At 43.2% G+C, this 13,624-nt stretch carries 9 protein-coding genes; 5 read left to right on the plus strand and 4 right to left on the minus strand.

Annotated features, from left to right (window positions below):
• Window positions 1-191: 191 nt before the first annotated feature.
• From ACXAD1_RS00580 to ACXAD1_RS00590, 3 genes are all read right to left on the minus strand, one after another.
• A complete protein-coding gene (locus ACXAD1_RS00580) occupies window positions 192-632 on the minus strand; it encodes a hypothetical protein (protein WP_474909172.1) in 441 nt (146 codons plus the stop codon).
• Between the two features lie 9 nt (window positions 633-641).
• Complete coding sequence (locus ACXAD1_RS00585) at window positions 642-992, minus strand: ASCH domain-containing protein (RefSeq protein ID WP_206845352.1); 351 nt, start codon at window positions 990-992, stop codon at window positions 642-644.
• 127 nt (window positions 993-1,119) lie between these two features.
• The gene (locus ACXAD1_RS00590) at window positions 1,120-2,811 is read right to left on the minus strand and encodes a glutamine--tRNA ligase/YqeY domain fusion protein (RefSeq protein ID WP_206845349.1); all 1,692 of its coding nucleotides are present in this window, start codon (window positions 2,809-2,811) and stop codon (window positions 1,120-1,122) included.
• A gap of 302 nt (window positions 2,812-3,113) precedes the next feature.
• Here ACXAD1_RS00590 and ACXAD1_RS00595 point away from each other — a divergent pair, with 302 nt between their 5' ends.
• The 5 genes from ACXAD1_RS00595 (at window position 3,114) to ACXAD1_RS00615 (ending at window position 12,222) form a co-directional block, all read left to right on the plus strand.
• Window positions 3,114-3,875: an alpha/beta hydrolase gene (locus ACXAD1_RS00595; RefSeq protein ID WP_206845348.1), complete on the plus strand. Its 762-nt coding sequence runs from the start codon at window positions 3,114-3,116 to the stop codon at window positions 3,873-3,875.
• Window positions 3,876-4,058: 183 nt separating this feature from the next.
• Window positions 4,059-5,261 carry an MFS transporter gene (locus ACXAD1_RS00600; RefSeq protein ID WP_474909173.1) on the plus strand — a complete coding sequence of 401 codons (1,203 nt, stop codon included), beginning with the start codon at window positions 4,059-4,061 and terminating at the stop codon, window positions 5,259-5,261.
• Window positions 5,262-5,601: 340 nt separating this feature from the next.
• Entirely contained in the window at window positions 5,602-8,349 is a 2,748-nt protein-coding gene (locus ACXAD1_RS00605; protein WP_206845346.1) for a dynamin family protein, read from the plus strand.
• Window positions 8,350-8,529: 180 nt separating this feature from the next.
• Window positions 8,530-11,325 (plus strand): response regulator, encoded by a 2,796-nt coding sequence (locus tag ACXAD1_RS00610; RefSeq protein ID WP_206845345.1) that lies wholly within the window; start codon window positions 8,530-8,532, stop codon window positions 11,323-11,325.
• Between the two features lie 81 nt (window positions 11,326-11,406).
• On the plus strand, window positions 11,407-12,222 hold the full coding sequence (locus ACXAD1_RS00615; RefSeq protein WP_370223507.1) for a CheR family methyltransferase: 816 nt from the start codon (window positions 11,407-11,409) through the stop codon (window positions 12,220-12,222).
• A 65-nt stretch (window positions 12,223-12,287) separates the two neighbouring features.
• On the opposite strand, the gene ACXAD1_RS00620 is transcribed toward ACXAD1_RS00615, so the two are convergent.
• On the minus strand, window positions 12,288-13,430 hold the full coding sequence (locus ACXAD1_RS00620; RefSeq protein ID WP_206845343.1) for a SpoIIE family protein phosphatase: 1,143 nt from the start codon (window positions 13,428-13,430) through the stop codon (window positions 12,288-12,290).
• Between the last annotated feature and the right edge of the window lie 194 nt (window positions 13,431-13,624).

Raw genomic sequence — 13,624 nt, forward strand, 5'->3', positions numbered from 1 at the left:
GGCACAGAGTTCGTATAATGCTATTTTATAGACACCGCATCTTCAGCAAAAGGCAAAAGAAGCGGCATCAAAGCACATGATAGTTACCACATCTTCAGCAAAGGTCAAAAAAGCTGCATAAAACCGTGAAAATATGGATTTATCCATGCATAAAAAAACAAGCGCACATCCTGAGCGCTTGTTTTTTATCCTTACCAAAGCACAGGCTTGGCCACCATGAACCAGAGCATGAGCATTAATAGAAAAAGATATATCCAGACGGAGCGGGTAAGCTTCCTGACAAGAAACTGCTGATCTGCTCCAGGCTGATCAAATTTCTTCAGAACGGGAGAGAAGGCCCGGGCGAGAAAAAAGACGGAACCTCCCATTACAGCCAGTGTCGCAACGATCCAGGATGTCGTCCAAGCCCAGTGGCTGTACACGATAAGAAGGACACCCGAGCCTACAAGTACATGTCCTGCATGTTTGACAAGGCGCACGGATGTCCTGAAGATGCTTATGTATGCCTGCTGAACCCCGGGCTCGGCCGATTCCAATTTATTGACGATTGGAATCAGAACAAAAAATGGCCCAACAGAAAGTATGGCACTGCTGACATGGAGGTACAGCAGTATGCGGTACATTATGTCCATCCCGGCAGATTACTTCTTCACTGCGCTGAATTCATGAACCCATACACGCATCTGCGGAAGCCACGGCATTCCCGGATGCATGGAAAGAATGGATTGTTTGTAGTCTTCCAAGCTTTCGAAACCTTCCTGGCGGGCATGATCGTCTGTTAACTCACCAAGGGATTGGGAATAAACTTTATCTACAACAAAGTCCTGGCCTTCAAGTGTCATGATTTCCCCGATATCAGCGTATCTGCCATTACGGCGTGTGGCTGTTTTTTTTCCTGCAAGAACCTTCTCAACATCCTCTTTAACTGTGACCATTCGGTCTACGGAACATGTTTTTGGCGGTAATGTATTTGGATCATGCTGATTTGCCATTTTGCTATTCCTCCTTATGTAAATGCTTACCTTTTAAACCTTACCACATTTTCAAGCCGGAAGGTAGCTGTGTATAAGAGCAGTGTTTACAAAAAAAGCTTGAGGAAACCTTCCTCAAGCTTAGAAATTATTTTAACTTAAATGAACTCTTCAGCGATACAATCCTGTTAAAAACAGGTTTTTCTGCTGATGTGTGTTTCGGGTCGACATTGAAATAGCCATGACGGAAGAATTGGAATTTATCCTGGGCTTTTACATCCTTCATGTTAGGTTCAATGAAACCATGAACAATTTCAAGTGAGTTCGGGTTCACATAGTCAAGGAACGTTTTCCCTTCCGCATCGTTTTCAGCAGCATCATCTGTGTCTGCCTCAGCATTCTGATCGGCATCTTCGTCAAGAATCAATGGCTCGTATAAACGGAATTCAGCCGGAATGGCACTCTTTGCATCCACCCAGTGAAGCGTACCCTTTACTTTTCGGCCGGTAAAACCTGTTCCGCTCTTCGTTTCAGGGTCATATGTGCACTGCAGCTCAACAACATTGCCATCCTCATCCTTGATGACATCGTTGCACTTGATGAAGTATGCATGCTTTAAGCGTACTTCATTGCCAGGGAAGAGGCGGAAATATTTTTTCGGCGGATCTTCCATGAAATCGTCCTGCTCAACATAAATCTCCCTCGAGAAAGGAATTTGGCGCATGCCCATCTCAGGATTTTCCGGATTGATTTCCGCATCAAGCATTTCAGTTTGATCTTCCGGGTAGTTTGTGATCACAACCTTTAATGGGCGAAGCACACCCATTGTGCGAGGGGCTTTCAATTTCAGGTCTTCGCGGACATAATGCTCAAGCATGGCCTCATCCACTACACCGGACCCTTTTGAAACACCCGTTTCTTTTACGAACTCTCGGATTGCTTCCGGAGTATAGCCCTTGCGTCTTAGACCGGAAATCGTCGGCATGCGCGGGTCATCCCAGCCATCTACATAATTTTCTTCCACAAGCTGCTTCAATTTTCTTTTGCTCATAACTGTATTAGAAATATTCAGGCGGCCAAACTCAATTTGCTGCGGCGTGCTTTCCATTTCACACTCTGCGACAACCCAGTTATATAGCGGGCGCTGATCTTCAAACTCGGTTGTACATAAGGAATGGGTAACTCCTTCGATTGCATCCTCAAGCGGGTGGGCAAATGCATACATCGGATAGATGCACCACGTATCCCCCGTATTGTGGTGAGTTGCATGTGAAACACGATAGATAACCGGATCGCGCAAGTTCAGGTTCGGTGATGACATGTCGATCTTTGCTCTGAGAACCTTTGCTCCGTTTTCAAATTCACCTTTACGCATGCGTTCAAATAAATCAAGATTCTCTTCAGCTGAACGGCTTCGGTATGGGCTTTCTTTCCCAGGCTCTGTCAGCGTTCCGCGGTATTGACGGATCTCTTCCTGGCTTAAGTCATCCACATATGCTTTTCCTTTCTTGATTAAAAGAACTGCACGGTTGTACATTTCCTCGAAGTAATTCGATGCAAAATGAAGCTCCTCCCATTCGTAGCCAAGCCATTTAACATCCTCTTTAATGGCATCCACAAATTCCTGATCTTCCTTTAGCGGATTCGTATCATCAAAACGGAGGTTTGTCTTGCCATTAAAATCATCTGCCAGGCCGAAGTTGATGACTATCGATTTGGCATGTCCGATATGAAGATAACCGTTCGGCTCAGGCGGGAAACGAGTAATGACCTCTTTGCGCTTTCCTGATTCCAGATCCTCTTTAATAATCGTTCGTATAAAATTTGAATTGTTTTCCAAACCGGTATCAGCCTTTCTGTTTATGTAGTTAGTACTTATTTTAATAATATCGGGAAGGAAAATAAAGCGAAACTTCCCTTAGCTGCGCTCCTAATGCCTGCTTTTTTGTTTATAGGGCAATGCTGCTAATTTCTATATTCATTCTATCTATTATAAACAAGTCGATGCTGGAAAAAAAGTTTTTCTGAAGACTGGATGCGAAGTTTTACAAAAATGTTAAATGCTTTCAAATAAGGAGGGATAGAGGAATAGTAAAAGAATATCTCTTAATAGGAAATAACCTATTGAATGGAGGAAGGAACATGCCTGAGAAGTATCCTATTTTAGAAGGCGCAGAACCTTTTTATTATGAAGGAAATGAGATTGGGATTTTGGTATCGCATGGCTTTACGGGCTCAACACAAAGCATGCGTCCGCTAGGGGAAGCTTATGCAAATGCAGGGTATACGGTCTGCGGCCCAAGGCTGCGGGGACACGGCACTCATTATGAAGAAATGGAAACAACGACCTATCAGGATTGGATTCATTCTGTTGAAGAAGGCTATCAGTGGCTGAAAGAGCGCTGCAGTACGATATTTGTTACAGGTCTGTCGATGGGCGGTACCCTGACATTGTATATGGCCGAGAAATATCCGGAGATTAAGGGGATTATCCCGATTAATGCAGCTATTGAGATTTCTGATATGGCTGAAGCAGCCAGCCTGGATGTCCGCTTCCTTGATGCAATTGGTTCAGACATTAAAAACCCTGATATAAAAGAGCTTGCCTATGAAAGGACACCGGTTAAATCGCTTGGTGAAATAACAGAATTGATGAAGAAGGTCAAAGCCGATTTAGGAAAAGTGACTTGTCCTGCGCTGATTTTTGTCTCAAAAGAAGATCATGTAGTTCCGCCTTCCAATTCGCAGGAAATATACAGCAGCATTAAATCAGCTGCAAAGGAATTGGTCACCCTGGACAACAGCTATCATGTGGCAACACTGGATAACGATCAGGACATCATTATCGAAAGAACACTGCATTTTTTGCAGCGGGTACTGGAAACAAGCAGTCTGCAGGGGTGACGGGGGAGCTTAATCTGGCTCCCTTTTTTATGTACTGCATATAGAAGGTTTTCATTGTTTCAATAAAGTTCTGCACCTTGATGTGATGCTAAATTCCCGTTCCTTTTTTCAATCAGTTATGGTAGTATTTAGTGATGCGAAATAATTAACTGATTTATTCTGGAGATAAAAAGAAAGCGGGGGATGCAGTTGATAAAGGCTGTTAAAGAGACTTTGTGGACAAAGTCTTTCATTATGCTGATGGTCGGAAATTTATTTGTCTTTATGTCGTTTCAGATGCTGATTCCGACACTGCCTCCATATATAAAGTCCATAGGAGCAACTGGTCTTGAAATTGGGCTTGTTACGGCACTGTTTTCGATTGGAGCCGTTTTGAGCAGACCTTTCATCGGATTCATGCTTGAATATAGAGCAAGGAAGCAGCTGGTGCTGATTGGGGCAGCGGCGCTTCTGGCCATAACGGTTATATATCCGCTGTCAAGCGTGGTGATGATTTTTCTGCTGTTCCGATTCATCCACGGGCTCGCTTGGGGATGGTCAACAACTGTGAATGGGACGGCTGCTGTAGATGTAGTGCCTAATTCCCGTCTTGGAGAGGGAATGGGTTACTATGGCCTCAGCGTTACGATCGGGATGATCATCGCTCCGAGTCTTGGAATCTATCTATATCAGATTACTTCTTTTACCAACCTTATTTATATCTCGAGTGTACTTGGTGTAATTGCCATCGGCCTCCTATCCATTGTTCGCTACGAAACGCCTGCAGCTGTTCTGGAAACAAGGAAAGAGGATCTGAAATTTTCTTACTTAGGCTCATTAATCGAAAAATCCAGCTGGTTTCCTGCCTTTATTACGATTATTGTGACATTTGGGTATGGTTCCATCGTAACGTTCATCGTAATTTTTGGAGAAGAGCGCGGCATTGATCAGATTTTCCTTTTCTACCTGTTCAATGCGATCATGGCATCGCTTTCGAGGCCAATTGCCGGAAAGTGGTTTGACCAGCGTGGGCCAAAGGGACTTGTACTGCTTTGCACGTTCTTGACCTTTATTGGCATGTGGGTACTTTCTTTCGCTCATTCGAATTTGTTTATTATCATAAGCGGAATTTTGTTCGGGATTGGCTTTGGATCGTTGATTCCTACTCTGCAGTCATGGACGCTGTCGATGACACCACCCAACCGCCGGGGTGTGGCAAATGGAATGTTCTTCTCATCCATCGACCTTGGCATTGGACTAAGCGGCCTTGTGTTTGGGGTGCTTGCACAGTTTGTGGAAACGGCAGCACTGTTCCAAATATCAAGTGTGTTCCTGATTCTTGGCATGGCTGTTACAGTCCTTTATGGCAGACGGCGCTCAGCCGCCCGCCCGCAGCAAGCCTCTTAATGAAGAATGAAAACTGGCAGACAGGAATATATATTTCTGTCTGCCAGTTTTTATTTTGATTTGGGGTGGTATTAATAAAGTAAAGATGGTTCCAATCATTAAGAATATTACACAGGAATACAGCAATGTTTCAAAAATGATAGAGAAATGAAATTTTTTGCAGAAAAATTTTTGCTACAATATAAGGATAAAGGATGAAAATTGGCGCATTATGCGTTTTTTATAAAAGCATGCTGATAAAGCCCTATGATATTAGGAAATCAGCAGGCTGTTCAATAAACTCTTTTAAAAGCCGGTGCCTCTAGGCACACTTTTAATAATAGCACTGCGGGGGATCAAGATGACTTTAGAGAAGCAGCTAATCAGCAAAACCTTTTACGAGACCTTCATGGGATCTAATGAAAATGTGCATCCGATCAGGGTTTTGGGTGAACTGTATGTGGCTGAGCAGCAGAACGAAGTGCCCGATTTAACCAATATCCGTTTCGCCCAGGGTGAGGTGTATTTCCTTAACAAGGATTATGAAGCGGCCATTTTTAAATGGGAGAGCATCCCGAATGAATTGGGGCCATGGGCACAGAAAAATATGGCTGATGCCTATTTTGAATTGGATTTGCTTTCAAATGCGGAGGACTTTTACAAATCGATTGAAACAGATTCAGAGGTGTTGAAAACCGAAGTGCTCCTTCAGCTGTTTTCACTTTACATACAGCGAGGCAAGCTTGAACTTGCTGTAGAAGCCATTAAAGATGCGGTTCGATTAAATCCGGATTATCCGGATGTGACCGATCTGGCACGCGGATTCTTTGAAGAACACAGCGATTGGGGAAATGCAGTGGAGCTGGCTGTCAATGAAGCAATCAGGACGGAATCCATATCCTGGTTTGAAGTTCTTCACTCGTATGTGGAGCAGGGGCGGACAGTTAAAACGGAGCCGAACTATTTCAGTGAGGCGCTTGCGGTATTATACCGTGTGGACGAGGCTCATTTTGAAAGTTTATCAGCGGCTCTATGGAATAGCTACAAGAAATCAGATCTGTATTTCTCATGGCTGAAAGAATTTAACCATCTTCTCCTGAATATGGAGCCAGGGCGCTCACATACATGGAGCCTGCTTTCCGAGCTTTACAAGGATACTTATTTTGAATTAATCAGCGGTAAGCATCTAATCCGGGACTTATCACACCTGATACCGAATCATATAACTAACTGGGTGAAAATAGCTGCACCTTCGCATTCCCTTGTTTCGGCTTCGGCAGTGCTGGCGTGGAGCGAAATTTTCCCGTCCAACATTGATTCATCAGCTGTCAGCGAGGCAGAGGGCCTTGTGAATCGCTCTGTTCGCTTTCAGGATAGCTTGGAGGAAAGCTTCAAGCTATTTGAAAATGTCATGAAATGGGCGAAGGAAAAGGGCGTGCTAATGGGGGAACGCTTTGAATGGATGGTCCGTGAGCTCCTTGATTTGGATGCCGGGCATTTGCTGATTGCCGGTGCGGCTTCAAATGGGAAATCCTCGTTTGTCAACACTCTTCTCGGTGAAGAGCTGATGGGAGATTCCACTTCTGCTTCAGTGCTGTTCAAGGATAGTGATGAAGCGGAAATTCATGCCGTTACGGACGAGGAAGTGCGGAGTATTTCTGATCTGGAGGACTTTAGGCAAAGCGCAGAAAAAAGCCAGCAGACGCTTATACGATGCAAAATGCCATTCGGCTTTTTACAGAATAATAGACTTGCTGTCATTGATACGCCTGGTCTTGCGGGGCAAAGCAAGTTCAGAAATGGTGTGTTCCAATATCTGCATTTCGCAGACAGCATGCTGTTTGTCCTGAATGCGGATTCGCCTCTGACAGATAAAGAGCTGGATCTTGCTGTGAGAATGAGAGAGCAGGCTCCGGAATTGCCTATTCATTTCCTTCTCAGTAAAATGGACCGGATTCCAGACAGCCAGGATGCCATGGATCTTCTTGATGAAACTCAGTCCCGTGTGCATACCTACTTTCCAAAAGCAAAGGTGTTTGCTTTCTCCGCGTATTATGAAAGCGAAAGCCAGCTGAAAGATTTAGCAGTCTTTATCAAGTCGATGGTGGATCGAGGGGACCGGAAAGAAGAGCGTACAGCAAAGGTTCTTTACTATGTTAAAAAATCGATCAAATTCCTTCTTGAAAAACGCGTAGAGATGGAAAACAGCTTGATTGATACTATTAAATGGAACGAAGAAATGGTAACAAAACTTAAGGGTGCCAACAATCAGCTGAGTGATATGGAAGAAGAAAAGGTCCGGACAATTAAAAAGTCCTACAGCCAAATTAAAGATAAAATGAGACAGGATCTTGAGAAAAAGATTCCGGAACTGCTTCGGAATTGTTCTGAAATGGTGACAGAGGACAGTGATTTTGGAAAAATCCACACAGAACTCAATGACGAAATGAATAATCGGGTACATGAATATATTGAAGAGACGGTTTTGCCGGATTTCCATGTTTCCATTCAGGAGTGGATTGCTGAAAGTGAAGGAGAGTTCAGAAGCAGCCAGGCATATCTGGATGAAATGAGCGAAAGCTTCAATGAGCTATATGGCGAGGAGAAAATCTCGCTTGGCTGTGACTTTAGGGTTCTGGATGACTGGCGCCGCGACGCGGATCGAATGACACGGGGAAGTGTTCAGCTGGAAAAGGCGAACATTCTAAACCGCTTTTCGCCATCGCAGTTCCTGCTGAAGAGTGCAGGCAAGCTGCTTGGTGCGATCCAGCAGAATAAAGCCATGCTCCATAATAAATATAAACAGTTCATTGAACATGAAGACTATAGTGAGATCGCAGAATCCATCACCAATAAATTCATGCAGCAATTCGAGCTTTTCGAGAAATCGCTTGAACGGGATATTAAAATGTTTTTCAGAAATCCGTTTGATGTATTGAATCATACGGTTGAAGAGACCTATACCGACATTGCAGATAATAAAGAAGCTTTAAGCGATATGCGCAAAAATCCTGAGATTTACCAGGATCCCCTGACACTATTTGACCTGAAGCTGCGCCAGTTTGAATGGATGACTTCAGCAGGGGGAAAAGTTAAGGAATATCGTTGAAAATTAGGGGGGAGTTTTCCTTCCTTTTTTTTATGAAAAAAATAGAAAAAACAGGTTTGATTTATAACGAATAAGGGTAAAGAAGCTAGTCTATTAAAATCTTAAACTCATAAACGTGAACATGAACTTGAAATCGGAAACAAAGATAAAGAAAAATTGGGGGAAAGAAGGAGAGAACAGGTGAGTTTTAAGGGAAAGCAAATAATGGGTTTGGGCCTAACCGTATTTTTTATGTTTATTCTAATGTTTGTCATTCTGTCTATGGTGAATGGAATGAAGGCGAACATGCTGGAAATTGTGGAGGATCGCTATTATAAGGTAAACCAGGCTACAGAGATCAGACAGCTTTTTTACCAGACAGATCAGCAGCTGCTGAGTGTGCTCACCGACATAGAATCGGCAGATCCAGCCATGACGGCTGAATTGATTGAGGCAAACCATGAAGGGATACAAACCCGGATTTTGAAATTGGAAAATGAATTAAATAGACAGAAATCGAGCCTGCTATTAAAGGAAGTAGAACAGGCATATGAATCATATGCCCAAATGCAAAACAGCTTCATTGGATTAATGGGAGGCGGAGATCTGGATTCCCTGGAAGATCTGTACAGGGAAGAAAGGGAAAACCGAAACTCTCTTCTGGTTAAGCTGGCTGAATTTAAAGAATATCAGGAATCCATCATGGCTGATTCCCTGGAAAGTGCAAATGAAACGTATAATCAGTTAGTATCGACTTTGGTTGCTGCGGTTGCAATAGCTATTATTTTAATCGTCGGAGTGACGGTTTGGGTGATTAGAAGTACAGGCAGAAGCATCAGCTTAATTACAAAGGGAATTAAGGATATTGATTATCAAGACCTTTCTTCCATTTCAAGGCTGAATATCGAAACAAAAGATGAGATCGGTGAAATCGCGATAGCCTTCAACTCTATGGCTGATTCACTGGAGAATTATTACGAAAAAGAACAGCGCTATTCGGCTGAAATCAGTGAGCAGAACTGGATTCAAAGCCAGTCTGCTGCATTAGTAAGCATCTATAGCCAGCATGTGGCCATAGGGAATTTGGCAGATGATTTTATTTCTAGGGTGGCACCTGCTGCCGGAGCCAATCTCGGAGTAATTTATGTGAAGGATGACAGCGGAAGCAAACCTGTATTTAAAAAACAAGCTGCTTATGCCGATGGAGCGGAAGATGCAGGAAGAGACTTTTTCTTTGCCGGAGAAGGAATAGCAGGGCAAACAGTCAGGGATAAGAAAACAATATTACTTCAAGATGTTCCGGAGGATTACAAGGTCCTATCAACCGGTTTGGGAGATGTCAGGCCGAAAAGCATCATGATGGCACCTGTCATGCTCAAAGATGAGGTCGTTGCAGTTGTGGAATTGGCAAGTTTGAGGCAATTCACTGATGCACAGATCAAGCTCCTGGAAAAAGTAATTGATACATTAGGAATAGCCATTACCAATATTTCAGGAAGAATGGAGATCGAACGCTTATTGGCAGAATCTCAGGCACAGACAGAGGAACTTCAGGCACAGGCTGAAGAGCTGCAGTCCCAGTCGGAGGAACTGCAGGCCCAATCTGAAGAAATGCAGAGTCAATCCGAAGAGCTGCGCATGATTAATGAACAGCTTGAAGAGCGCTCCAGAGATGCGGAAATGAAATCCGAAGAACTTCAGGCTGCCAAGGAAGAGCTGGAGGAAAAAGCAAAGCAGCTGAGTTTAAGCTCAAAATACAAGTCAGAATTCCTGGCAAATATGTCGCATGAGCTGCGCACGCCGCTTAACAGCATATTGCTTTTATCAGAGATGCTGGCAGAAGATCCGGATCAAATCCTCACTGAGGAACAGAAGGAGTTTTCCAAGGTTATTCATACATCCGGACAGGATTTGCTTACCCTGATCAATGATATTCTGGACCTTTCAAAAGTAGAAGTAGGAAAACTGGAGATAAGCTTTGAGGAAGTCAATATGGGTGAAATGTCGCAGCGTATGAAGCAGCATTTTACACAAGTGGCAAAGCATAAAAACCTTGAGTTTACTGTAAGCTCTTCAGAAGAAGTGCCGCCTGTATTCAATACCGATGAGCAGCGGCTCCAGCAAATTGTGAAAAATCTCCTGTCAAATGCATTTAAATTTACGGAAGAAGGTTCAGTAGCAGTCACTTTTGAAAAAGCCGCACAGAGCGATTTCTTTGGTTTGCCGCTATCCACCTATACAGATGACTGGCTTAAAGTAACAGTGCTGGATACAGGTATTGGCATTCCAGCGGAAAAGCAGCAGCTGATTTTTGAAGCCTTCCAGCAGGCTGATGGAGCCACGATGAGAAGATATGGCGGAACGGGCCTGGGATTGTCCATCTCCAAGGAATTTGCCCAGCTGCTCGGCGGCATTTGCAAAGTGGAGAGTGAAGAAGGAAAAGGAAGCCGCTTTACACTGGTCATTCCTAATCTGCCAAACGGCATGCCTGATATAGAGGCAGGTTCGCTTGCTTTAGAAGAAGCAGCTGTAACCGCTGAACCTCTGGAGGAAGTGTCTGAGGCAGCAGAACCCCCAGCTGCTGAAGGAATTAGTGAAGCAGAGCATCAGCATACAGGTACTGAGCTTAAAGATAAAACAGTCATAGTCGTAGATGATGATCACAGAAATATTTATGCGCTGAAAAATGCTTTAAATAAAGAAGGCATGAATGTCCTTACAGCAGAAAACGGGATGCAGTGCCTGGATTTAATAATGGGTACAGAAAAGATTGATATTGTGCTGATGGATATTATGATGCCGGTTATGGATGGTTATGAAACCATGAAGAGGCTTCGCGGGCTGGACAGGCATCAGGATGTTCCAATCATTGCCCTTACTGCCAAGGCAATGAAAGGCGATAGGGAAAAGTGCATGGAAGCTGGTGCAACAGATTATATCAGCAAGCCGTTAAAACTGGACCAGCTGCTGTCCGTAATGAGGGTGTGGCTTTCATAGAAGGAACCCGGGGGGCACCAGTCCTGACATACGGACACTGTCACCATAATTTTATTCTCGAAAGTTGAGGAATGGATAGAATTGAAAAAGGAAGAATTAGAGATAGATTTACTTTTAAAGGCCATTTACGGTTTATCCGGGTATGATTTCCGGCAATATATGCGCTCTTCTATTGCGAGGAGGATACAAAATCGCATTAGCAGGGATCGGCTGCCCAGCATAACAAGCCTCACAGAGAAGGTTATACATGAAGATGGATATCTGCAAAAGGTCCTGAGCGATTTTTCAATTAATGTTACCGAAATGTTCCGGGACCCTTCGTTTTTTAAAGCTTTTCGAAATGAGGCTGTCCCGATGCTCAGAGAATTGCCTGAGATCAGAATTTGGCATGCAGGCTGTTCGACTGGAGAGGAAGCCTATTCCATGTCTATTTTGATGGAGGAGGAAGGTCTGGGGGAACGAACTAAAATTTATGCCACAGACATCAATGAAAAGGTGCTGAAAAAGGCTGAGAGCGGAATGATCCCTCTGCAAAAAATGCAGCTCTACACAAAGAATTACATTATGGCAGGCGGAAAAAAATCATTTTCTGAATACTACACTACCGATTGTGAAGCAGCTTATTTGAATTCATCCCTGCTTGATAGAATGGTTTTTGCACAGCATAATCTGGTGACCGATGGTTCTTTTAATGAATTTCATGTGATTATATGCCGCAATGTCATGATTTATTTTAACACTGATCTGCAAAGCCATGTTTTTAATCTTTTCAATGAAAGCCTTAGCATGGGAGGTTTTCTGGGACTTGGAAGCAAGGAAGCGCTGAGGATGGAAGTGCCCGTATTTGAAGAAATCAACCTGCAGGAAAAGATTTTCAGGAAGACCGCTCAAGCATAAGAAAAACAGAGTGCGGGCCCTATTTGAGGGACTGCACTCTGTTTTTTTGCAAAAATATTATGTAACTAATTTGCCTGAACCAGAACAACACACATATCATCATCGGCGCTTGCCTGCTGCTCTTTAGTCAAAATCATATCTATTGGTTCTGCTGTTCGGGCTGCATTCCAATGGAAGGATGCGAAGCGCTGAAGATATTCACAAGGGTTAAGATTATTCTGTTCCACTGCTTCTTCTACTCCGTCCGTAAACAGGAGCAGCTGGATGGAGTCTATATAGGGAATTGTTTCTTTTTGGATCGTAATATCTTCAAAAAAGCCTACTGCACACATATTGCTGGTTAAACTGACCATTTCCTTTTTATCTGTGAGTGCATATCCGGTTGGATGTCCGGCATTTACATACTCGACGGTTTTGTCTTTTTTATTAAGGACGAGATAAATGGCTGTAAAATAATATGGAATCCGCTGATTGCGCTGATTAAGGGAGTTCATCCACCGATTTAGTTCCTTCATGACGTATTCAGGATCGCTGCATGTTCTGATAGCATCCCTTAGTACAGAAGAGATAAACATGCATACAAGGGATGCTGAAATTCCGTGGCCCATCATATCCAGCTGGATGGCAGCAAAGCGGTGTTCATCTATTTGGTGCCAGTAATACATATCCCCTGCAAGTTTGTTGGCCGGCAGGTAGGAAGCCTTTAACAGTGTATGTTCATGATAAATCGGCTCACTCAGCATGCTGGTCTGAACCTGCATGGATAAATCCAATTCATTCTTGATTTTATTTTCCTGCTCCTTATGCCAGTCCTTTTCATATTTAAGTCTTAAAGCAGCACGAATCCGGGCAAGCAGTTCCGTTTTATTTATGGGCTTCATAACATAATCAGTTCCGCCCGCATCTAGTGCCTCAGCTACTTTATTTGAATCTTCCAATGCAGTTACAAAAATCACCGGAATATCCTTTAAATGCGGAATCTGCTGAAGCCGCCGGCATGCTTCAATTCCATCCATCTCCGGCATCATAATATCCATTAAGATAATGTCTGCTTTTATATCAGCTGAGAAAGGTGAATATCCCTGAAGATGCTGAAACATATCCTTTGCAGAAGAAAACGTTAAATGGTCTTTATATCCGGCGCGTTTTAATATATGCTGAATGACAAACAAATTGGCTTGATTATCGTCCACAACTAGGATTCCCATAGACTTTTTCCCTTCCCGTGTTTTTACGATTGAATTCTTTATATAAATATCCTTAACATATACCCCGTTTTGGAATGGGGAAAACCATAATATTAATAGTTTTTTGCTTTAGGCAATTCAGCAGAACGGCATAAAATAAACTATATATTGTAAGCGTTTTCTTTTATTTTTCTAAAATAATAATATTAAGCGAT

The organism is Cytobacillus sp. ABV4_503 (genome assembly GCF_056158445.1).